This is a genomic window from Actinomadura kijaniata NBRC 14229 (assembly GCF_001552175.1).
GTDB lineage: Bacteria > Actinomycetota > Actinomycetes > Streptosporangiales > Streptosporangiaceae > Spirillospora > Spirillospora kijaniata.
In genome coordinates this window covers 44,768-63,369 of record NZ_BCQR01000007.1, presented here as the reverse complement: position 1 = coordinate 63,369, position 18,602 = coordinate 44,768, and the positions used below count along the sequence as shown (strand labels likewise).

The following is an 18,602-nucleotide window of genomic DNA, read 5'->3' as shown; positions in this document are numbered from 1 at the left end:
GTCATCGCGCCGCGGCGTCGGCGAACGGCTCGGGGTGGAGCGCGGCGGGACGGTCCCCGGCGCGGCCGCCGTCGTCGCGGTACTCGGTCGGGGTCACGCCCCGCAGGCGTTTGAACGCGACGCTCAGCGCGAACGCGTTGGCGTAGCCGACGCGGCGGGCGATCGCCCCGACCGTGGCGTCGGTGCCCCGGAGCAGCTCGGCCGCCAGGGTGATGCGCCAGTCGGTCAGGTAGCCCATCGGGGGTTCGCCGACCATGGCGGTGAAGCGGCGGGCCAGCGCGGCGCGCGACACCCCGCACCCGGCCGCCAGCGACGCCACCGTCCAGGAACGGGCCGGGTCGTCGTGCATCAGCCGCAGCGCCCGGCCCACGACCGGGTCGCTCATCGCCGCGTACCAGGCGGGCGGCCGGGCGTCGGGGCGGTCGAACCAGTGCCGCAGGGTCGAGATGAGCACCAGGTCGAGCAGCCGGTCCAGCACCACCTGCTGGCCCGGCGCGTCCCTGGCGATCTCCTCGGTCACCAGGTCCATCGCCGAGGAGCGGTACTCGGCCGCCGGGACGCGCAGCACCTCCGGGAGCGCGGCCAGCAGACGGCGGCTGACCTCGGACCCGACCTCGTACATCCCGCTCAGCAGCAGGTCCGTCTCGTTCCGGCCCATGCCGCACAGGCGGGGGCCGATCCGGATCTCGTCGCGGAGCTCCGAGCCGTCGGGCATGGTGCAGGTCTCGGCGTCGTGGACGACGAAGCACGGCGGCGTGCCGGGCCGGTCGGCGACGGTGAACGGCCGGGGCCCCCGGACGATCGCGACGTCGCCGGTTTCGAGGCGGACCGGCTCCCCGGCGTCCGGCACGACCCAGCCCGTCCCGCGGAGCATCGCGACCAGGTGGAGCGGGGCGCGGGTCGCGAACCGCAGCCCCCACGGGGGGTCGAACAGGGTCTGGCTGAACAGGGCACCCCGTGCCCGAACGCCGTCGAGGAGGTCGGTGAGCGCGTCCATGATCCCGAGCGTAGACGCACGGACATGCGGGTGAGCCTCTCAGCCATGGCCCGTCTCGGCCGCGCCCGGTTGACTTCCTCACATGACGACGACGAACCGTGAGGTGACCATGGATGACAGGCCCATCGCCGTGCTCGGCGCGACCGGCAAGACCGGGCGGCGCGTGGTGCGGCGGCTGCGGGAGGCGGGGCGGCCGGTGCGCGCCCTGTCGCGTTCCGCCGAGACGCGTTTCGACTGGACCGACGAGTCCACCTGGGACGCCGCCGTGCGGGGCGCGGGCGCCCTCTACCTAGTGTGCCCGACGGATCCGGCGCCGGTCGCGGCGTTCGTGCGGCGCGCGGCGGACGCGGGCGTGGAACGGTTCGTGGCGCTGTCGGCGCGCGGGTCGGAGCACTTCGGCGTGGGCGGGGTGACGTTCGGCACGGACATGGTGGCCGGTGAGGCGGCGGTGCGCGACAGCGGCGCGTCCTGGGCGGTGGTCCGGCCCAACAACTTCTCCCAGAACTTCAGCGAGGACATCTTCCACGCGCCCCTGGTGGCGGGGCGGCTGGCGCTGCCGTTCGACGACACGCCCGAGCCGTTCGTGGACGTGGAGGACGTCGCCGCGGTCGCGGTGGCGCTGCTGACCGACCCGGAGCGCGACGGGGAGGTCGTCGACGTGACCGGGCCGCGCGGGATCACGTTCCGGGAGGCCGTGGCGACCATCGCGGAGGCGGCCGGGCGGGAGATCCGGTACGTCGAGCTGAGCCGGGAGGAGTACATCAAGGAACTCGTCGGCGAGGGCTGGGACGAGGCGGACGCCGAGACGCTCACGCAGATGTTCGACCTGATGCGCCGCGGCGCCCTCGTCGGGCCGACCGACGGCGTCGAGCGGGTCCTCGGCCGCCCCGCCGCCGGCTTCGAGTCCTATGTGGCCCGAACCGCCCCCACCGGCGTCTGGGCGGGCGCCTAGGGTCTGTTTCAAAGTGGGCCTCAGCCGCGCACGCGAGCGCGTTACCTGACCTGCGGGCCCGAGGCCGGAGGCGAGGGCCCGCAGGCCAGATCGCGAAGCGATGTCGCGCTCGCCAAGACCTGGTGAGGTGTGAGCCCCCCCGGGGCGAGCGCCGTAGGCCAGGGCTTTGAAACACGGCCTAGGTCGTCGACGGGGTGACGACGGAGAAGTCGACCTTGAGCGCGTAGCGGTCGGCCACGTAGGAGCTCACGGAGTACTCCAGGGGCCTGCCGTCCTGGTCGAGGACGGACCGGGTCTCCACGAGCATCGGCGTGGTGGGGTCGACGCCGAGGTGGGCGGCGTCATCGTCGGCCGTGCGCGCGCCGAGGACCGAGGAGCCGAGCGTGGGATGCAGCCCGAGCCGGCGCAGCGCGTGGTGCAGCGAGCCGGTCTCCAGGTCGGCGGTGAGCAGCGCGTCGAGGGCGGCGGGGAACCTGGCGTGCTCGATGGCCACGGGCAGGTCGTCGAAGAACCGGACGCGGTTGATGGCGATCACGGAGGCGGCCCCCGGCGTCCCGTCGGGGTACAGGGCGGCGGCCTCGTCCGGGGAGGCGGGGCGCACGCCGGCCTCCAGGACGCGCGAACGCGGCGTCCTGCCCATGGCGAGGACCTGGTCGTAGAAGCTCAGCAGGGTGCCGACGGGCCGGGTGGCCGCGGTCTTGCGCACGAAGCTGCCCCGGCCGGGGACGCGCTCCAGCAGGCCGTCGCGCTGCAACCCGGCCAGGGCGGCGCGCACCGTCATGCGGGCGACGCCGAACTCCTGCGCCAGCTGCGTCTCCGAGGGGAACGGGTCGCCGTCGGCGGCGGCGTCGAGGCGTCGGCGCAACTGCTCGGCGATGCGGGCGTGCAGCGGTCGAGGTGCGGCCATGGGGCGGTTCCTTCGCGGTGGTCGGACGGTCGGCTTCCAGTGTGACGGCGGTCGACACCGGCTCTCTATTTGTATAGATTGTCTAGACAGCTCACCGCGTCGCCGGTTCCGTCCACCCGAAGGGAAACCCGCCATGTCCGTCGCCCCCACCGAGGTCCTCCGCTGGGACGGCCCCCTGCCCTCCCGCGACGAGGTCGCCGGGATGATCGACCACTCGCTGCTGCGTCCCGAACTGACCCGGGCCGAGGTCGAGGCCGGCCTGGCGGTCGCGCGGGAGTACGGCACCGCCTCGGTGTGCGTGCGCCCCGCCGACGTCACCGCGGCCGTCGCGGCGCTGCGCGGCACCCGGGTCGCCGTCGGCACGGTCGTCGGCTTCCCGCACGGCGGTTGCACCACCCGGACCAAGGTCGCGGAGACCGCCGAGCTGGTCGGCCTGGGCGCCCGGGAGATCGACATGGTGATCGACATCGGTCGGCTCCGCGCCGGTGACGCCGCGTTCGTCCAGCACGAGATCGCCGCCGTGGTCCAGGCCGCCCAGGGACGCCCCGTGAAGGTGATCCTGGAGAACCACTTCCTGACCGACGATCAGAAGGTCGCCGGCTGCCGGGCGGCCGAGGCCGCGGGCGCGGCCTTCGTCAAGACCAGCACCGGATTCGCCGCCGGCGGGGCCACCCTCGCCGACATCGCCCTGATGCGCCAGACGGTCTCGCCCGCCGTCCAGGTCAAGGCGGCCGGGGGCGTCCGCACCCTGGACGCGCTGCTGCGCTTCCACCGGCTCGGCGCCACGCGGTTCGGGGCGACGGCCACCGCCGCAATCCTCGGCGAACTGGAACGGCGCCACAACGGCGGAGCACCCCTCGCCGAGACGGCGGATTCCGACCCGGCGGGCTACTGAGTCCCGTGGCTCGCCGCGTCCGGGAGATCCGGTGAACGCCTACGATGATCAAATGCACGGGACCGCCCCGAACCCCTACTGGAACACCAATGTCGCCCGGCACCCGGACATCCTGCGCGCCGTCCCCGAGGGGTGCGGCGACGCGCTGGACGTCGGCTGCGGGGACGGCCTGCTCGCGCGGAAGCTGACCGGGCGGGCCGAGCGCGTCACCGGCGTCGACAGCTCACCGGAGATGATCGCCCGCGCCCGCGGGCACGCCGCCGGTCACCCGGACCTCACCTTCGTCGAAGGCGACTTCCTCACCGCCGACCTGCCCGCCGGGGGCTACGACTTCGTCTGCTCGGTGTCCACGATCCACCACATGGACTTCGAGGCCGCCCTCACCCGCATGCGCGACCTGCTGCGCCCCGGCGGGAGGCTGGTGGTGGTCGGCCTCGCCCGCTCGGCGACCCCGGCGGAACGGGCGGCGACGGTCGCGGCGGCCCCGGTCGTCCGGATCACCAAGGTGCTGCGCCGCGCGACCGGCCCCGGAGGGATGCCGACCGCCGACCCGCGGATGAGCTACGGGCAGGTGCGCTCGGCGGCCCGGCGGCTGCTGCCCGGCGTCCGCTACCACCGGCACGTGCTCTGCCGGTACTCGCTGACCTGGGAGAAGCCCGCCCGCTGACCGGCTAGGGGCGGTCAATGCGGTAGACGTAGTGGAGGCGGTCGTCGATCGGGTTGTCCGGTTCCAGGTCGCCTTCCGCGACGCGGCGCAGGCCCGCCTTCTCCAGGGCCCGCCAGGAGGCCCGGTTGGCCGCCACGACCGGGATGATGACGCAACCGGCCTCGGGATGGTCGGTCCAGGTGCGCTCCACCAGGGCGCGGATCATCGCCGGGCCCAGGCCCCGGCCGACGCTGCCGGGATCGCCGATCAGGTAGTCCAGGCTGACGGCGTTCTCGGGGACCTCGGTGAGGGGGGCCAGCTCGTCGCGGTACTCGGGGTGGTCGCGGTAGCGGGAGCGCTGGACCAGGCCGAGCGGGCGGCCGTCCAGGAACACCAGCAGGTCCTCGTTCGGCTCCTCGCCGCGCGCGCTGGGGCCGAAGTCGCGCCGGACCGCCTCCGGCGAGGTCTCGTGGTTCCACCAGCGGGCCACGTGCGGCTGCTCCAGCCAGGCCCGCAGCAGGGGGAAGTCCTCCTCGGTGACCCGCCGCCAGGTGAACGACGGGGCCGTGTCCGTTGTCATGCCGTCGAACGTAACAACCCCGCTCCCCCGCCGCCACGGAGATTACGGCCGGTCAGCCGGAGCAGGGGCGGCCGTTCAGGGAGCAGGAGGAGGGGGCGGCCGCGCCGCCGTTGGCCTGGAAGCCGATCTGGATGCTCTGGCCGGGCCCCAGCGAGCGGCCCGTGGTCGCCAGGCGGTTGCCCGAGTGGCTGGCGCTGGTCGAGCCGCTGTTGGTCCACGTCGACAGGATGGTCCGGCCGGAGAACACCGCCGAAAGCTGCCAGGACGAGATGGTGGTGGCGCCCCGGTTGACGACGGTGACGGTGCCGATGAAGCCCGAGCCCCAGCTGTTGGAGGTGGTGTAGGAGGCGGCCAGGCCGCCGACCGGCGCCGAGGGACGGGACGAGGACCCGCTCGGGGACGGGGAGGCCGACGCCGAGGCCGAGGCCGAGGCCGACGGAGACGCCGAGGCCGACCGCGAGGGCTTGGTGGTGACGGCGGCCGACGCGCTCGACTTCGGCGGCACGTCCTCGCCGAAGGTCTCCTCCGGGACGGGGCCGCCCTCCGGCGTCGGCGCGGCGGGCGGGGCCGCCAGGGTGCGGCGGGGCCCGTCGTCCCCGGCGGCGGCGGTCAGGGCGAACGCCGCCGTCCCGCAGACCACCAGACCGGCCGCGCCCGCCAGGACCGGCCTTCCGAGCAGCCGTCCGGACGCGGCCCGGTGCCTGCCCGGACCACGGTCGGCCTTCTCGCTCAACGTTCCCCCCAGTTCATCCCGCAACGCTCGAGGAAGCAGGCGTCACCTGCCCTGTCATGGGAGCGTCGTGAATGTACCAGGAGAAGATCGTCAAAGGCGCCCGTTCCGGCGCAGGAGGTCCACGGCGCGGACCGTGGCGTGGCCGCGCCAGTCCAGGGCGCCCGCCGGGGAGATCCGCGCGTAGTCGACGGACCACCCGCCGTCGTCGTGCTGGCCCGCCTCCAGCCGGTCCAGATCGGCGTCGATCACCTCGGGGGCGAACAGCGCGCGGGCCGGGCGGCCGGGGAACGGCGCGAAGTCCAGCGGGGTCAGGTACTCGTCGTCGGTGCCGCCCTCGACGTGGACGCGCCCGTCGGCGGGCACGTGCTTGCCGAGGCGGCGCAGCAGGTCGGCGGCCTCGGGGCGGCTGTCATGGACGGCGTCCAGGAACCGCACCGCGAACGCCAGCACGTACGCGAACGGGGCCTCGTCGAGCGCGTCGATGGCGGCCAGGCAGTAGCGGGTGGCGCGGTCCAGCCAGGGGTGGGCGGCGACGGCCGGGGCGTGGGCGGCGACCTGGTGGGCGACGGCGGCGGTCACGGCGGTGATCTGGAGCGCGGACGCGTTCGGGTCGGCCCCCTGCCACCACGGGGCGGTCGCGGCGGTGACGGTCAGCGGCAGCGCGAACGGCAGGCCGCCGTCGGGCAGCGTCACCGACTCCAGCCAGTCGCACAGCTCGACGGCGCGCGGGGTGGTGGCCGGGGCCACGTCCACCAGGACCTCGAAGGCGTGCAGGGCGGCGCCGGGCTGGCTCTCCGGGGAGCGCAGGTCGGCCTCCAGGCCCCAGCCGTAGCCGCCGTCGGCGTTGCGGTAGCCGTCCAGCGCGGCCAGCACGGCGGCGGGGTCGGCGCGTTCGGTCAGCAGTTCGAAGCGGCGGCGGTCCAGGACGCGGGCGTGCCCGGCCATGAACGCGGCGGCCGCGGAGAGGTCAGCGGTCATGGGACCAGCCTCGACCACCGGGGGCGGCCCCGTCTTGCAGGAAACGGCCATGTCGGAGACCGGACAGCGGTCCGGCTGCGACCGGCCCGCGACCGGCCCCGGCGGAGATCCGCGGCGAGGAGGCCCGATGCCCGAGACTCCCCCGATCGACGCCTACGGGGCCGTGGCGCGCACAACCGTGAGCCGTGGCCGGGACAGGCGTGCCGAACGCGGAGTGACATGATCATCAATTTTCGCTGAACCGCCCGGCGGGACATTGACCCGGATGGGGGCGCTATGTCCACACTCTGCGTCATGCACACCCCCCGCCTTTCCCGTCTGCGCCGCGCGCTGCTGGTGGTGCCGCTGCTGGCCGCCGGGCTGGTCGCCCCCACCGTGTCCGCCGTCGCCGCACCGGTTCCCGTTCCCGGTGTCGCCGTCGCCGTCAGCGCCACCACCGCCACCGCCCCCGCGACCACGGCCGCGGCGATCCGGCTGATCTGCGAGTCGAAGCTCCCCTCGCAGGCCCACGACACCATCGCACTGATCGAGAAGGGTGGGCCGTTCCCCTATCCCAAGGACGGAACGGTCTTCCAGAACCGCGAGGGCATCCTGCCCCAGAAGCCGCGCGGCCACTATCACGAGTACACGGTGAAGACGCCCGGCTCCTCCACCCGCGGGGCCCGCCGGATCGTGACCGCCGGGCACGAGGGCGACGACGGCATGTACTACACCGCCGACCACTACCGCAGCTTCTCCCACATCGACTTCACCTGCTGATCCCCGCCGCCGGGCGGCCCGCGTGCGGCCGCCCGGCGGTACGGCCCGGAAATACGATGGCCCCGCGACGGCGCCGGTGCCACACTCCCGCGGGTGACCACCACCCGAACCGAACTGCTGCTCCGTCAGCTCGACATCGCCTGGGCGCTGTTCGAGTACCACCTGACGGACCTCGACGACGCCGCGTTCCTGTGGGAACCGGCCCCGCACTGCTGGACCGTCCGCCGCGCCGGGGACCGCTGGGTCGCCGACTGGGCCGACGCCGAGCCCGACCCCGTCCCCGCCGTCACGATCGCGTGGGTGACCTGGCACATCGGCTACTGGTGGACGACGACGCTCGGCCACTGCTTCGGGTCCGGCGCGCCGGACCGCGAGGAGATCGCCTGGCCGGGCTCGGCCGCCGCCACGGCCGGGTGGCTGCGCGGGCTGAAGGACGAGTGGCGCTCCCGGCTGACGGGCCTGTCCGACGCCGACCTGGACGCCCCCGCCTCGCTGCCCTGGGCCACGGACCAGAGCCTGGCCGACGTGGCGGGCTGGGTGACCGTCGAGCTCACCAAGAACGTCGCCGAGGTCGGCCTGCTCCACAACCTCCACGGCACGCGGAAAGCCTGAGCCCGGGAAATCCGGGCGGGGCTGTCGATCCGGGCGGGGTCCGTTCGTCGTCATCACATGACGGACACGATTCTCTCCTGGCTCCGCGCCGAACGGCTCGACTTCGCCGACCTCCTGGACGACCTCGGCCCGCACGAGTGGGACGTCCCGTCCCTGTGCCCCGGCTGGACGGCGCGCGACGTGGCCGCGCACCTGACGCTGTCCACGCGCACCACGCTGCCGCTCGTGCTCTGGCGCGCGGTCCGGGCGCGGGGCGACTGGAACCGCATGACCGCCGACCTGGCCCGCGAGCGCGCCGCCGCGTTCCCGCCCGCCGCGCTCATCGCGCAGATCCGCGAGACGGCGGGCTCGGCGCGGCGCGCGCCCGGTGCGGGACCGCTGGACCCGCTGGTCGACGTGCTCGTGCACGGGCAGGACATCGCCCAGCCGCTCGGCCGCGTCCGGGAGATGCCCGTCGAGCCCGCGATCGCCGGGCTGGAGCACGTCCTGCCGAGCCGGTTCTACGGGGCCCGGCAGCGCATGCGCGGCACGCGGCTGGTCGCCACCGACGCCGACTGGTCGGCCGGGGAGGGGCCCGCCGAGGTGCGGGCCCCGGCGGGCGACCTGCTGCTGTGGGCGACCGGCCGCGCGATCGCCCCGCCCGCGGGGCCGTGACCTCGGCTTCGGTGGCCCGGACCAGCTCGCCGCCCATGCCGACCTCCCCCGCGCCCAGCTCCACACCGCGCCGTGGAGGGAGCCGGTTCCTTCGACGCACGCGGCGACGTCGGGGATGGTCGCGCCGCGTGCCGGGGGCGGGGCCGCGGCTGAACGATGGGGCGTGCGATTCGGCCGGGCGATCGTGGGTCGGCGGCATGGCGCTGGACGCCTCGCCCGGCGCGGGGCCGCTGTTCCGCGTCGATCCGGGCGGACGACGTACGTGACCGAGACGGCACGGCGCCTCATCCTCGCCCACGACTTCGACGTGGGCGTGCTGGGCGTGTCCCCGGTCGTGTACGCGGGCCCGCTTCCCGACCCGGAGACACAAAAGAGCGGGGAATCTTGTCAGTGATCGGTGGAGAAATCGGCGGCGGGCGGGGGCCATGATGCGCGCATGCGGATCTTTCGGCTCGGCTGTGTCGCGGGGGCCCTCCTGCTGACGTCCCCTCCGGCGCTCGCGGCGGAGGCCGGGGCGTGGCGGGCCGTGCCGCTGCCGTTCCTGTGGCGGGACAGCGGGCTGCGCGCCGTCGCCGCGACCGGGCCGGGGGACGTCTGGGTCGCCGGGTACCAGGGGTACAAGGTCCTCCCCCATCCCGTGAACGTCGTCAGCCATGGCAGTCCCGTGGTGCGCAGGTGGGACGGCGCGGCGTGGCGCGAGTACCCGCTGAACGGGTGGGGCGGGCCCGGATGGGCTCCGCGTCTCGCCGTCGGGCCCTCCGGGGTCTGGCTCAGCACCGGGTGGTGGGACAGGCAGCGCGACTACCTGGCGCGGTTCGACGGGGCGGCGTTCCAGCCCGTCGCGCCGCCGCCGGGCAGGGAGCCGGAGGTGCTCGACGCGGGCCCGGCCGGGGTCTGGCTGAAGAACGGCAGGCCCGGCGCCGTGCACGGCGAGTGGGCGCTGTACCGGCGCGCCGGTGACGCCTGGGTGGAGGTCCCGGTGCCCGGCCACGTCGAGTCGATCGCCGAGATCAGGGCGCGGACCGCGACCGAGGTCTGGGCCGTGGGCAGGCGCCGGAACAACTGGACCGACAACTACGTGGTGCTGCGCTGGGACGGGTCGTCCTGGCACGACGTTCCCGTGCCGGACGCCCCCGGCCGCCCGCCCGGCTGGGGACTGGAGCACGTCGCGCCCGTCTCGGCCGACGAGGTGTGGGTGTCCGGCAACGGCGAGGTCGGGCACTGGAAGGGCGGTGCCTGGACGTTCTCCGCCCCGCCGATGCCGCAGCCGGCCGTCGGGGACGTCGCCGTCGACGCCACCGGAACGCCGTGGGTCGTCGCCCTGGCCCCCGACGGCTCGCGGCGCGCGCTGTACCGGCGCGCCGGTGACGCCTGGCGGGAGGCGCCGTTGCCGCCGGGCACGAGCCCGGACGCCGTGGCGGCGGTTCCGGGCTCGTCCGCGATGTGGGCCGTGGGCGCCAGGCCCGACCCGGCCGACCGCGGTCACCCCGACAGCGCGACCGCCGTCACCGGAGACTGAGGCCAGGGCTTCTCGCCGCGGTCATCGCGAGGGTCAGTCCGCGGTGAAGGAACTCGACCTCCGTCCGGCCACGTCGCGGACGCGCGGGTCGTCGTCGGAGGACGCCAGGTCGGCGACCCGCCGCCGGAGCGACGAGGCGTTGCGGTCGGTGACCGACCGCACGGCGACCTTGCGGACGGCGGGGCGCCGGTCGTCCAGCAGCCGCGCCAGCACCTCGTCGGCCTCGCGGCCGGGGAGCCGCGTGGCGCAGGAGGCGGCCGCGGCCGCGACCTCCAGCCGGGGGCTCTCGGCGGCGGACCGGACGGCCCGCCGGGCGGACCTGTCGTCGACGCGGCTCAGGGCGTGCACGGCGCGCGCCGCCAGCCACCCCTCCTCGTCGTGCATGAGGGCGGTGAGCGCCTCGACGTCCTCGGGCCCGATCCCGGCGTAGGTGTGCTCGTCGGGCTCGATGTCGCTGAGCTGCGCGCGGAGCTCGGCCTGGGATTTCGCCATGGTGGGCTCCTAGAACGGGTCGGGCCGGGTCAGGGCGCTGTCGAGCATCTTCGTCGTCTCGGCGGCGCTCACGTCCGGCGGGACGTTGGTCCAGCCGGTGTTCGGCCACATGAGGAAGTCGCTGTTGGTGGTGGGCGTGCGGGGCACGTGCCGCAGGGACAGGACATGGCCCACCTCGTGGGCCAGCAGCCACCGCGAGCTCGTGACGACGACCGCCGCGCCGGGCTTGCCGGACGGGTGGGTGGCGCAGCCGACGAGGTTGCCGTCGCCGCCGTCCAGCATCTGGACGATGTAGATGACCAGGTCGGTGTCGGCGGCGCCGCCGCGGTGGGCGAACAGCTCCTCGTGCTCCTCGGTGGGCCGGCCGAGCAGGCACGCGCCCACGTCCAGGACGAGCAGGGAGTCGAGGTCGCTGTCGCCGCTCAGGTCCTCGATGGAGCCGCGGCGCACGTCGATGCGGGACCGGGTGAACAGGTCGCGCATCGCGCCGAACTGGTCGTCGATGAAGTCCTGGACGGCCGAGTCGATCTTCAGCAGGGACTTGAAGTGGACGACGATGAACTCGCGGTCCCAGCCCCAGTTGGAGATCGGCGCGGGGTAGCCGGGGTCCACGGTGCCGGGACCGGTCTCGCCCCGGGTGACCCGGATGTACTGGTCTCCCTTGAAGAAGTAGGTCTTGGAGCCGGAGTTGAGGGCGGCGTCGATGCCGTTCGCCCCGAATCCCGACGGCCAACCCCAGTTCGAGATCGGCGCGGGATAACCGGGGTCCACGGTGCCGGGACCGGTCTCGCCCCGGGTGACCCGGATGTACCGGTTCCCCTTGAAGAAGTAGGTCTTCGACCCCGAATACAGGGCGGCGTCGATGCCGTTCCCGCCGAACCCCGACGGCCAACCCCAATTCGAGATCGGCGCGGGATAACCGGGGTCCACGGTGCCGGGACCGGTCTCGCCCCGGGTGACCCGGATATACCGGGCCCCTTTGAAGAAATAGCATTTGGGGCCAGAGAAAAGCGCAGCGTCGATCCCCATTCAGCCCTCCCCCGGGCCGGATTCCGCGATGCGGCGGAATGTGTTCCGTCATCGTCGTCCCGCTCCCGGGGAGGGTCAAGGTCGAAAAGGGCTCCGCGCAATTCTGTCCCACTATGGCCAGTGCCGCTCCGGAACGGGCGGGTCGGACGGGGCGCGAAGGGCGTCGGAGAGGGGTTTGGCGCCGCCGTGGGCGGTGTAGCCGCCGTCCACCGGGATCTCCGCGCCGGTGATGTAGGAGGACTCGTCGGAGACCAGGAAGACGACCAGCGGGGAGACCTCCTCGACCGTGCCGGGGCGGCCCAGCGGCGTCTGGGCGTCGCTCGCCTCGCGGAACGCCGCCGGGGCCGAGGCCGTCATCTCCGTCTCGATGAAGCCGGGGTGCACGGTGTTGACGCGGATGCCGAGGCGGCCCAGCTCGGCGCAGGCCGCCCGGGACACCCCGCGCAGCGCCCACTTGCTGGCGGTGTAGGCGACCGGGTAGTGGCCGGTCAGGGCCGCCGCCGAGCCGATGTTGACGATCGAGGAGCCGGGCGGCATCAGCGGCGCCAGGTGCTGGATGCCGAGCAGGGCCCCGGTGACGTTGACGCGGTGGACGCGTTCCAGGTCGGCGACGGCGGTGTCGCCGACGCGGGTGCGGTGGGTGATCCCGGCGTTGTTGACCAGGCCGTCCACCCGGCCGTGCGTGGCGCGCAGCCAGGCCGCCAGGTCGGTCCAGTCCTGTTCGGAGGTGACGTCGAGGCGGCGGTAGGTCACCCCGGGCGGCGCGGGGGCGGCGGTGGCGAGGTCGGTGGCGACGACGGTCGCGCTCGCGCGGGCCAGGGCGGCGGCGTGCGCCGCGCCCTGGCCGCGGGCCGCGCCGGTGACCACCACGATCTTTCCGGCGGCGCGGGTCATGGCCGGGTGCGCGGCCGCCGGCGGGCGGGCGGGACCGGCAGCGGGTCCGGGCCCGGCACGACCGTGTTGGCGACCGTCCCGATGCCCTCGACGGTGAGGGTGACGGTGTCGCCCGGCCGCAGGGGCGGCGGGGTCCGCTCCCCGTTGCGTCCCCACAGCTCGGCCAGGCAGCCGCCGTTGCCGCAGGTGCCCGAGCCGAGCACGTCGCCGGGGCGGACCTCGGCGCCGCGCGAGGCGTAGGCGACCAGGTCCTCGAACGGCCAGCCCATGTTGGACAGCAGGTCCCGGCCCACCACCGCGCCGTTCACCTCGGCGGTGAGGGCCAGGCGCAGGAAGCCGTCGGCGTCGCGGTACGGCTCCAGCTCGTCGGCGGTGACCAGCCACGGCCCGAGGGTGGTGGCGAAGTCCTTGCCCTTGCAGGGGCCGAGGCCGACCCTCATCTCGCGGGCCTGGAGGTCGCGGGCCGACCAGTCGTTGAAGACGGTGTAGCCGAGGATGTGGTCGCGGGCCCGTTCGGGCGTCAGGTCGCGTCCGGCGCGGCCGATGACGGCCGCGACCTCCAGTTCGAAGTCCAGCGCGTGGCAGCCCGGCGGCACCGGCACGTCGTCGTGCGCGCCGACGAGGGCGTGCGGGTTGGTGAAGTAGAACGTCGGGGCCTCGTACCAGGCGTCGGGCACCCCGGACGCGCCGTCCACCGCCGCGCGCACCCCCTCGACGTGCTCCTCGAAGGCGACGAAGTCGCGGACGCTCGGCGGCTGGACGGGCGGGAGCAGGCGGACTTCCGCCAGGGGGACGGGCTCCCCGGTCGGGGCGTCGCCGGTGGCCGTCAGCGCCGTGACGCCCTCGGGGAACGGGTGGATCCCGTCGTCCTCCACGCGGCCGGTGCGGTGTTCACCGTGGTGTTCGTAGCGGGCGATGCGCATGGCGGATCACACCGGAGGGGCGACGAACACGCCGCGGTCGGGGTCGTTGAAGGACTCCTTGGCGACCAGCTCGTTCATGGGGTTGGCGGTGCCCCACTGGTCGGTGACCTCCGGCCGGGAGAAGTCGTGGACGCTGGGGTGCCAGGTGTCCTCGTCGAGCAGTTCCAGCTCGGTGGTGTACTCGACGGTGTTGCCGTGCGGGTCCAGGAAGTAGGAGAAGGTGTTGTCCCCGGCCAGGTGGCGGCCCGGTCCCCAGATCATGCGGACGCCCGCGCGCAGCAGGCGGCCGGTGCCGTACATGTACTCGTCCAGGCCGCGCATCTCGAACGAGATGTGGTGCAGCGAGGTGTGCGGGCCCTTGGCGAGGGCGACGCTGTGGTGCTGCGGGTTGCAGCGCATGAAGTGCATGACCTCGCCCATGCGCGGGGAGGACAGGGTGTCGCTGAGCGCGAAGCCCAGGTGCCGTTCGTACCAGCGGCGGGTCGCGTCCAGGTCCGGGGAGTTGAGGACGACGTGGGACAGGCGGACCGGGACCGCCTCCTTGGCCTCCAGCCTGCGGTGCCCGCGGACCGCGACGTCGGCGGACACCTCGATGGTGCGGCCGTCGATGTCGAAGAACCGGAAGCCGTAGCCGCCGCCGGGGGTGTCCATCTTCCCGGGCTGGGAGACCAGCCGGACGCCCGCCTGCCCGAGGCGTTCGGCGAGGGCGTCCACCTCGGCGGGGCTGCCGGCGCCGAACGCCACCAGGTCCAGGCGCTTCTCGTCGGCGCGGCGCAGCCGGACGACGTACTGCTCGGGCGAGCCCTCGGCGGCCAGGAACGACAGGCCGGAGTCGCTGGCGACCTCGGTCAGGCCCCACACGCCCGCGTAGAACTCGCGCTGCCGGTCGTAGTCGGGCACCGCCAGGTCCACGTGGCGGAGATGGGTGATCAGTCGGGTCATGTCCTTCAGTCCTTGAGGTCGAAGAGGGCCGCGGCGTTGCCGCCGGTCACCGCGTCGCGGTCGGGGCCCGGCGGGAGCACGTCGCGGATCAGGTCCAGGGGGTGGTCGTCGCCCATGTCGAACGGGTGGTCCGAGCCGAGCACGACCCGGCCGGTCCCGGCCGCGCCGAGCAGGGCGCGCAGCGCGGCGGCGTCGTGGACGAGGGAGTCGAACCACAGCCGCCGCACGTAGGAGCCGGGCGGTTCGGCGCAGCCGCGCGCCTCGGGCCGGACCCGCCAGCCGTGGTCGGCGCGGCCCAGGTGGGCGGGCAGGTAGCCGCCGCCGTGCGCCGCGACGACCTTCAGCGCGGGGTGCCGGTCCAGCACCCCGGAGAAGATGAGGTGGGAGAGGGCGACGGCGTTCTCGACGGGCTGGCCGACGATGTTGGACAGGTACCAGCGGTCGAGGCGCTCGTCGAGGGTGCAGCCGAACGGGTGCACGAACACGACCGCGCCGTGGGACTCGGCCCGCGTCCAGAACGGCTCCAGGCCCGGGTCGGACAGCTCGCGGCCGGGGGCGTGCGAGGAGATCTCCACGCCCTTCAGGCCGCAGGCCATGGCGTGGTCCAGGGCCTCCACCGCCAGGTCGGGGTGCTGGAGCGGGACCAGGCCGAGGCCGTGCAGGCGGTCGGGGGCCTGCGCGCAGTGCGCGGCGGTGCCCTCGTTGGCCAGGGTCCACACGGTGCGGGCCAGGTCGCGGTCGGCCCAGTAGTGGTAGTGCGACGGGGACGGGCTGACGATCTGCGCGTCGATCCCGGCGGCGTCCATGTCGGCCAGCCGCGCGGGCACCCGGGTGAGGCGGGGGATGCGCTCCCCCACCATCCGTCCGCTGACCTCCAGGGACTCGGGGCCGTTGCGGAGGGCCTCCAGGTCCCGGTGCCCGGCGTGGCCGGGCATGCCCGCGACGGCCCGCTCGATCTCGGGGAGCAGGACGTGGGCGTGCACGTCGACGGTCTTCACGGCCGCTCCGTCACCAGGGCGGCGACGCGCCCCATCAGTCCGGGCACGTCGGCGTCCGGGGCGGGCTCCATCTGCCAGCCGGCCAGGCGCAGCGAGGCCTCGACGACGGCCCTGGCGCGGTCGTACCGGCGGTCCATGAACTCCTCGAACAGCCGCTGGTCGAGGCGGTCGCGGCCCAGCAGCAGTTCGGCCAGGACGGCGGCGTCCTCCAGGCACTGGGCCGCGCCCTGGGCGAGGGTCGGCGGGCAGGCGTGCGCCGCGTCCCCGATCAGCACGGTCCGGCCCCGGTTCCACGGGCGGTCCACCAGCAGCGACTCGAACCACGTGTAGTTGATGCGGCCGGGGTCGGTGATGTCGTCGCGGATCTCGTCCCAGACGCCGCCGTACCCCTCGGCGAGGGCGCGCATGTGGGCGGGCTTGTCGGTCTCGGCGACCGACTCGCGGGGCCGGGCCCTCTCCACCAGGTAGGCGTACATGGTGTCCGGGCCGGTCGGGCAGTACCCGGCGATGAAGCACGGGCCGCCGTAGACCAGGTCGGTGCGGTCGACCGCCTTGGGGCGGCGGGTGTGGATCCGCCAGATGCCCATCCCGCTCGGGCGGGGGCCGAGGTCGATCCCCATCAGCCCGCGCACCCGGGAACGGATGCCGTCGGCGCCCACGACCAGGTCGTAGGTCGCGGTCGTGCCGTCGGACAGGTCCACGCGGACGCCGTCGCCGGTGTCGGCGAGGGCGTCCACCGTCAGGCCCAGCCGGACCCGCGCGCCCGCCTCGCGGACGGCGCCGGCGAGGATCGCGGCGAGCTCGGGGCGGTTCATGCCCAGGGTGGCGGGCAGGTCGGGGCCGCCGGTGCGGGCGTCGGGGATCTCCGCCAGCAGGGTCCCGTCCGGGGCGCGCAGCCCCAGGCTGTCGAAGGCGTGGCCGGTCGCGCGGACCCGGTCCCACACGCCGAGGTCGCGCAGGACGCGCAGCGCGTTGCCCTGGAGGGTGATGCCCGAGCCCAGCGCGCCGAGGTCGGGTTTGATCTCGGCGATGTCGACGGTGACGCCGCCGCGCGCCAGCAGGATCGCCAGGGCGGACCCGGCGGTGCCGCCGCCGACGATGAGCGCGTTGCCTACTGCTGCCATGGGGGCCTCACTTGAGGGCGATGGGGTTGACGGGGGCGCCGACCGCGCCGGTGACCGGCAGCGGGGCGGCGGTGAGCAGGAACTCGTACACGCCGTCGGCGGCGCAGTCGGCGGCCAGCTCGTCCAGGTCCCACATCTCGCCGACGAGCAGGCCCAGGTGGGGGATGACGACCTGGTGCAGGGGCTGGAACGCGCCGTCGAACTCGTTGGGCCGCACCTCGAAGCCCCAGGTGTCGGTGGCGATCGCGGCGATCTCGGTGCGGTGCAGCCAGCCGGCGGTGGTGAACGACAGGCCCGGCGCGGGACCGCCCGCGTAGTCGCCCCAGCCCTCGCCGCGCCGGACGCGGGCGAGCTGGCCGGTGCGGACGCAGACGATGTCGCCGCGCCCGACCGTGACGCCGTGCGCGTCGGCGGTGGCGGTCAGGTGCTCCTCGGTGACGGCGAAGCCGTCGGGCAGCTCGCCGTCCTCGCCGACCGCGCGCCCCACGTCCAGCAGCACGCCCCGGCCGGTGACCGGCGCGGCCAGGTGCTCGATGCCGGTGACCTGGTCGCCCTCGCTGGTCACCACGCGGGCGGCGTCGCGGCCGTTCCACGCCCGGCCGTGGTCGAAGATGTGGCCGAGGCCATCCCACTGGGTCGCGCACTGCAACGGCATGAAGATCACGTCGTCGGCGCCGCCGAAGCCGTGCGGGAAGCCCTGGGTGCCGAGCGCGGCCTCGGTGCCGGTGTCGGTCATGGTGTGGACCGGGTTGACGCGCCGCCGCCAGCCCTTCTGCGGGCCGTCGTTCTGGAACCGCATCGACAGCGAGAACGCCGCGCCCCGGCGTACCAGCGCGGCGGCCCGGACGCGCGCGGCCTCGTCGATGAGGTTGACGGTGCCGCGCACGTCGTCCTCGCCCCAGCGGCCCCAGTTGGAGTACTTCCGGGCGGCCTCGGCGATCGCGGCCTCGGGGTCGGCGCGGTCGATCCGGCCGGTCATCGCGCGGCCTCCGCTCGGCAGACGTTGCGCTGGACGCCCAGGCCCTCGATCGCGCCCTCCATGACGTCGCCGTCGCGCAGGATCTCGCCCCACTTCTTGCCGTTTCCGGCGGGGCTGCCGGTCAGCACCAGGTCGCCGGGCAGCAGCGGGGTCGTCCGCGACACGTAGGACACCAGCCGCGCCACGTCGAAGATCATGTCCTTGGTGGTCTCGTCCTGGCGCACCGCGCCGTTGACGGTGAGGGTCAGGCGCAGGTCCTGCGGGTCGCCGACGAACGCGGCGGGCACCAGCCACGGGCCGAGCGGGGTGAACGTCGGGGCGTTCTTGGCGCGCAGCCAGTCCGAGCCGATCGCGGGCATGTCGGGGCGGAACACCATCTCGCGGGCGGTGAGGTCGTTGGCGATGGTGTAGGCGGCGACGTGGTCGAGGGCGTGCTCGCGGTCCACCCGGAAGGCGGGCCTGCCGATGACGGCGGCCAGCTCCAGTTCCCAGTCGGGCTCCGCGCACCAGGACGGCAGCACCACGTCGTCGTACGGGCCGGTGACCGCCGAGGGGAGGCCGAGGAACACGTACGGCTGGTCCCCGGCGGCGCGGCGGTCCATCATCGCGGCGGTCTCGGCGCGGACCTCCTCGACCGTGCGCGGGTCGCCCGGGGCGCGGTGCGCGACGGCCAGGTCGATGACGTGGGTGCGGTAGTTGGCCCCCGACTGGAACACCTGGCGCGGCTCGACGGGTGCCAGCACCCGCAGGTCCCCGACCGGCGTCCCGTCGGCGGCGGCGCGGCCCGCGAGCCCTTCCAGCAGGGGGAACACCGTGTCCCAGCGTTCCAGCAGGGCGCGGGTGGTCAGCGGTCCGTCGACCGGGAGCGAGGCGGCGCGCAGGTCGAGCACGCGGCCGTCGCCCAGCAGGCCGGGGAAGGCGGGTCCGTCGCCGTCGGCGAAGGTGCCGAGGGCGAACGGCCCGGACAGTGAAGGGTGGGACACCACCGG

The 18,602-nt window shown here is 74.6% G+C and carries 22 protein-coding genes; 8 read left to right on the top strand and 14 right to left on the bottom strand.

Features of this window, described 5'->3' with window-relative positions; genetic code table 11:
- Position 1: 1 nt before the first annotated feature.
- A complete protein-coding gene (locus AKI01S_RS02645) occupies positions 2–997 on the bottom strand; it encodes an AraC family transcriptional regulator (RefSeq protein WP_067811894.1) in 996 nt (331 codons plus the stop codon).
- Between the two features lie 109 nt (positions 998–1,106).
- On the opposite strand from AKI01S_RS02645, the gene AKI01S_RS02640 reads away from it, so the two are divergent.
- A complete protein-coding gene (locus tag AKI01S_RS02640) occupies positions 1,107–1,949 on the top strand; it encodes an NmrA family NAD(P)-binding protein (RefSeq protein WP_157419619.1) in 843 nt (280 codons plus the stop codon).
- A 178-nt stretch (positions 1,950–2,127) separates the two neighbouring features.
- Here AKI01S_RS02640 and AKI01S_RS02635 read toward each other — a convergent pair whose 3' ends face one another.
- On the bottom strand, positions 2,128–2,856 hold the full coding sequence (locus AKI01S_RS02635; RefSeq protein WP_067811890.1) for a GntR family transcriptional regulator: 729 nt from the start codon (positions 2,854–2,856) through the stop codon (positions 2,128–2,130).
- A gap of 133 nt (positions 2,857–2,989) precedes the next feature.
- Between AKI01S_RS02635 and deoC the strand changes: the two genes are divergently transcribed.
- The gene (gene deoC / locus AKI01S_RS02630; protein ID WP_067811886.1) at positions 2,990–3,751 is read left to right on the top strand and encodes a deoxyribose-phosphate aldolase; all 762 of its coding nucleotides are present in this window, start codon (positions 2,990–2,992) and stop codon (positions 3,749–3,751) included.
- Between the two features lie 52 nt (positions 3,752–3,803).
- A complete protein-coding gene (locus AKI01S_RS02625; RefSeq protein WP_067811884.1) occupies positions 3,804–4,418 on the top strand; it encodes a class I SAM-dependent methyltransferase in 615 nt (204 codons plus the stop codon).
- A gap of 4 nt (positions 4,419–4,422) precedes the next feature.
- On the opposite strand, the gene AKI01S_RS02620 is transcribed toward AKI01S_RS02625, so the two are convergent.
- The 3 genes from AKI01S_RS02620 to AKI01S_RS02610 form a co-directional block, all read right to left on the bottom strand.
- Positions 4,423–4,977, bottom strand: a complete 555-nt coding sequence (locus tag AKI01S_RS02620; protein ID WP_067811883.1) for a GNAT family N-acetyltransferase — start codon at positions 4,975–4,977, stop codon at positions 4,423–4,425.
- A 52-nt stretch (positions 4,978–5,029) separates the two neighbouring features.
- Positions 5,030–5,710, bottom strand: coding sequence for a cellulose binding domain-containing protein (locus AKI01S_RS02615; protein ID WP_067811881.1), 681 nt, complete (start codon positions 5,708–5,710; stop codon positions 5,030–5,032).
- 90 nt (positions 5,711–5,800) lie between these two features.
- The gene (locus AKI01S_RS02610; RefSeq protein ID WP_067811879.1) at positions 5,801–6,688 is read right to left on the bottom strand and encodes a hypothetical protein; all 888 of its coding nucleotides are present in this window, start codon (positions 6,686–6,688) and stop codon (positions 5,801–5,803) included.
- A gap of 294 nt (positions 6,689–6,982) precedes the next feature.
- Here AKI01S_RS02610 and AKI01S_RS02605 point away from each other — a divergent pair, with 294 nt between their 5' ends.
- From AKI01S_RS02605 to AKI01S_RS02590, 5 genes are all read left to right on the top strand, one after another.
- The gene (locus AKI01S_RS02605) at positions 6,983–7,447 is read left to right on the top strand and encodes a guanyl-specific ribonuclease (protein ID WP_067811876.1); all 465 of its coding nucleotides are present in this window, start codon (positions 6,983–6,985) and stop codon (positions 7,445–7,447) included.
- Between the two features lie 93 nt (positions 7,448–7,540).
- Positions 7,541–8,059 (top strand): DinB family protein, encoded by a 519-nt coding sequence (locus AKI01S_RS02600; RefSeq protein WP_067811874.1) that lies wholly within the window; start codon positions 7,541–7,543, stop codon positions 8,057–8,059.
- Between the two features lie 57 nt (positions 8,060–8,116).
- A complete protein-coding gene (locus AKI01S_RS02595) occupies positions 8,117–8,713 on the top strand; it encodes a maleylpyruvate isomerase family mycothiol-dependent enzyme (RefSeq protein ID WP_067811872.1) in 597 nt (198 codons plus the stop codon).
- Between the two features lie 262 nt (positions 8,714–8,975).
- On the top strand, positions 8,976–9,107 hold the full coding sequence (locus tag AKI01S_RS54150; protein ID WP_281185811.1) for a hypothetical protein: 132 nt from the start codon (positions 8,976–8,978) through the stop codon (positions 9,105–9,107).
- A gap of 42 nt (positions 9,108–9,149) precedes the next feature.
- Positions 9,150–10,232 (top strand): hypothetical protein, encoded by a 1,083-nt coding sequence (locus AKI01S_RS02590; protein WP_067811870.1) that lies wholly within the window; start codon positions 9,150–9,152, stop codon positions 10,230–10,232.
- Between the two features lie 33 nt (positions 10,233–10,265).
- Here AKI01S_RS02590 and AKI01S_RS02585 read toward each other — a convergent pair whose 3' ends face one another.
- The 9 genes from AKI01S_RS02585 to AKI01S_RS02545 form a co-directional block, all read right to left on the bottom strand.
- Positions 10,266–10,724: a HEAT repeat domain-containing protein gene (locus AKI01S_RS02585; protein ID WP_067811868.1), complete on the bottom strand. Its 459-nt coding sequence runs from the start codon at positions 10,722–10,724 to the stop codon at positions 10,266–10,268.
- A gap of 9 nt (positions 10,725–10,733) precedes the next feature.
- Positions 10,734–11,753, bottom strand: coding sequence for a hemopexin repeat-containing protein (locus AKI01S_RS02580; RefSeq protein WP_083998783.1), 1,020 nt, complete (start codon positions 11,751–11,753; stop codon positions 10,734–10,736).
- A gap of 111 nt (positions 11,754–11,864) precedes the next feature.
- Entirely contained in the window at positions 11,865–12,647 is a 783-nt protein-coding gene (locus AKI01S_RS02575; RefSeq protein ID WP_067811865.1) for an SDR family NAD(P)-dependent oxidoreductase, read from the bottom strand.
- Complete coding sequence (locus AKI01S_RS02570) at positions 12,644–13,570, bottom strand: fumarylacetoacetate hydrolase family protein (protein ID WP_067811862.1); 927 nt, start codon at positions 13,568–13,570, stop codon at positions 12,644–12,646. The genes AKI01S_RS02575 and AKI01S_RS02570 overlap by 4 nt, the downstream gene beginning before the upstream one ends.
- Before the next feature lie 6 nt (positions 13,571–13,576).
- Positions 13,577–14,512: a VOC family protein gene (locus AKI01S_RS02565; RefSeq protein WP_067811860.1), complete on the bottom strand. Its 936-nt coding sequence runs from the start codon at positions 14,510–14,512 to the stop codon at positions 13,577–13,579.
- Positions 14,513–14,517: 5 nt separating this feature from the next.
- Positions 14,518–15,510 (bottom strand): amidohydrolase family protein, encoded by a 993-nt coding sequence (locus AKI01S_RS02560; RefSeq protein WP_067811858.1) that lies wholly within the window; start codon positions 15,508–15,510, stop codon positions 14,518–14,520.
- Positions 15,507–16,634 carry an FAD-dependent oxidoreductase gene (locus AKI01S_RS02555; RefSeq protein ID WP_067811856.1) on the bottom strand — a complete coding sequence of 376 codons (1,128 nt, stop codon included), beginning with the start codon at positions 16,632–16,634 and terminating at the stop codon, positions 15,507–15,509. Before AKI01S_RS02555 ends, AKI01S_RS02560 begins: the two co-directional genes overlap by 4 nt.
- Before the next feature lie 7 nt (positions 16,635–16,641).
- On the bottom strand, positions 16,642–17,613 hold the full coding sequence (locus AKI01S_RS02550; protein ID WP_067811854.1) for a cyclase family protein: 972 nt from the start codon (positions 17,611–17,613) through the stop codon (positions 16,642–16,644).
- The gene (locus AKI01S_RS02545; RefSeq protein WP_067811995.1) at positions 17,610–18,596 is read right to left on the bottom strand and encodes a fumarylacetoacetate hydrolase family protein; all 987 of its coding nucleotides are present in this window, start codon (positions 18,594–18,596) and stop codon (positions 17,610–17,612) included. Before AKI01S_RS02545 ends, AKI01S_RS02550 begins: the two co-directional genes overlap by 4 nt.
- Positions 18,597–18,602 lie beyond the last annotated feature (6 nt).

Excerpts from the sequence above, each read along its gene's own strand:
- AKI01S_RS02645 (WP_067811894.1), bottom strand. The coding sequence starts at position 997 with ATGGACGCGCTCACCGACCTCCTCGACGGCGTTCGGGCACGGGGTGCC.
- AKI01S_RS02640 (WP_157419619.1), top strand. The coding sequence starts at position 1,107 with ATGGATGACAGGCCCATCGCCGTGCTCGGCGCGACCGGCAAGACCGGG.
- AKI01S_RS02635 (WP_067811890.1), bottom strand. The coding sequence starts at position 2,856 with ATGGCCGCACCTCGACCGCTGCACGCCCGCATCGCCGAGCAGTTGCGC.
- deoC (WP_067811886.1), top strand. The coding sequence starts at position 2,990 with ATGTCCGTCGCCCCCACCGAGGTCCTCCGCTGGGACGGCCCCCTGCCC.
- AKI01S_RS02625 (WP_067811884.1), top strand. The coding sequence starts at position 3,804 with ATGCACGGGACCGCCCCGAACCCCTACTGGAACACCAATGTCGCCCGG.
- AKI01S_RS02620 (WP_067811883.1), bottom strand. The coding sequence starts at position 4,977 with ATGACAACGGACACGGCCCCGTCGTTCACCTGGCGGCGGGTCACCGAG.
- AKI01S_RS02610 (WP_067811879.1), bottom strand. The coding sequence starts at position 6,688 with ATGACCGCTGACCTCTCCGCGGCCGCCGCGTTCATGGCCGGGCACGCC.
- AKI01S_RS02605 (WP_067811876.1), top strand. The coding sequence starts at position 6,983 with ATGCACACCCCCCGCCTTTCCCGTCTGCGCCGCGCGCTGCTGGTGGTG.
- AKI01S_RS02595 (WP_067811872.1), top strand. The coding sequence starts at position 8,117 with ATGACGGACACGATTCTCTCCTGGCTCCGCGCCGAACGGCTCGACTTC.
- AKI01S_RS02590 (WP_067811870.1), top strand. The coding sequence starts at position 9,150 with ATGCGGATCTTTCGGCTCGGCTGTGTCGCGGGGGCCCTCCTGCTGACG.
- AKI01S_RS02585 (WP_067811868.1), bottom strand. The coding sequence starts at position 10,724 with ATGGCGAAATCCCAGGCCGAGCTCCGCGCGCAGCTCAGCGACATCGAG.
- AKI01S_RS02580 (WP_083998783.1), bottom strand. The coding sequence starts at position 11,753 with ATGGGGATCGACGCTGCGCTTTTCTCTGGCCCCAAATGCTATTTCTTC.
- AKI01S_RS02575 (WP_067811865.1), bottom strand. The coding sequence starts at position 12,647 with ATGACCCGCGCCGCCGGAAAGATCGTGGTGGTCACCGGCGCGGCCCGC.
- AKI01S_RS02570 (WP_067811862.1), bottom strand. The coding sequence starts at position 13,570 with ATGCGCATCGCCCGCTACGAACACCACGGTGAACACCGCACCGGCCGC.
- AKI01S_RS02565 (WP_067811860.1), bottom strand. The coding sequence starts at position 14,512 with ATGACCCGACTGATCACCCATCTCCGCCACGTGGACCTGGCGGTGCCC.
- AKI01S_RS02555 (WP_067811856.1), bottom strand. The coding sequence starts at position 16,634 with ATGGCAGCAGTAGGCAACGCGCTCATCGTCGGCGGCGGCACCGCCGGG.
- AKI01S_RS02550 (WP_067811854.1), bottom strand. The coding sequence starts at position 17,613 with ATGACCGGCCGGATCGACCGCGCCGACCCCGAGGCCGCGATCGCCGAG.